The organism is Bacillus sp. IS1 (assembly GCF_032461585.1).
GTDB classification, from domain to species: domain Bacteria; phylum Bacillota; class Bacilli; order Bacillales; family Bacillaceae; genus Bacillus; species Bacillus velezensis.
Map to the genome: position 1 here is coordinate 1 of NZ_JAWCWR010000027.1, position 449 is coordinate 449.

The 449-nt window shown below is 48.1% G+C and carries 2 tRNA genes and 1 rRNA gene; all 3 read right to left on the reverse strand.

What is annotated here, in order from left to right:
* Nucleotides 1–130: 130 nt before the first annotated feature.
* Nucleotides 131–206: transfer RNA gene (locus RUW00_RS22800), tRNA-Ala, on the reverse strand.
* Between the two features lie 14 nt (nucleotides 207–220).
* A tRNA-Ile gene (locus RUW00_RS22805) sits at nucleotides 221–297 on the reverse strand.
* A gap of 100 nt (nucleotides 298–397) precedes the next feature.
* Nucleotides 398–449, reverse strand: a 16S ribosomal RNA gene (locus RUW00_RS22810); the annotation flags it as partial.

Genomic DNA, 449 nt, shown 5'->3' on the forward strand with positions numbered 1-449 from the left:
CGGCTCCTAGTGCCAAGGCATCCACCGTGCGCCCTTTCTAACTTAACCGTTAAAAAGAATCACTACGTGATATCTTGCATTACTAATTGAATGTGAATTACTTCTGTTATCTAGTTTTCAAAGAACACGTTGGTGGAGCCTAGCGGGATCGAACCGCTGACCTCCTGCGTGCAAAGCAGGCGCTCTCCCAGCTGAGCTAAGGCCCCATATTGGGTAAAGATGGTGGGCCTGAGTGGACTCGAACCACCGACCTCACGCTTATCAGGCGTGCGCTCTAACCAGCTGAGCTACAGGCCCATCTACCATATGAAAGAATCAAAGTTCCTTCAAAACTAAACAAGACAGGGAACGTTCTGTTTATAAGACCCAAGGTCTTATATTCCGTTAAAATCCTTAGAAAGGAGGTGATCCAGCCGCACCTTCCGATACGGCTACCTTGTTACGACTTC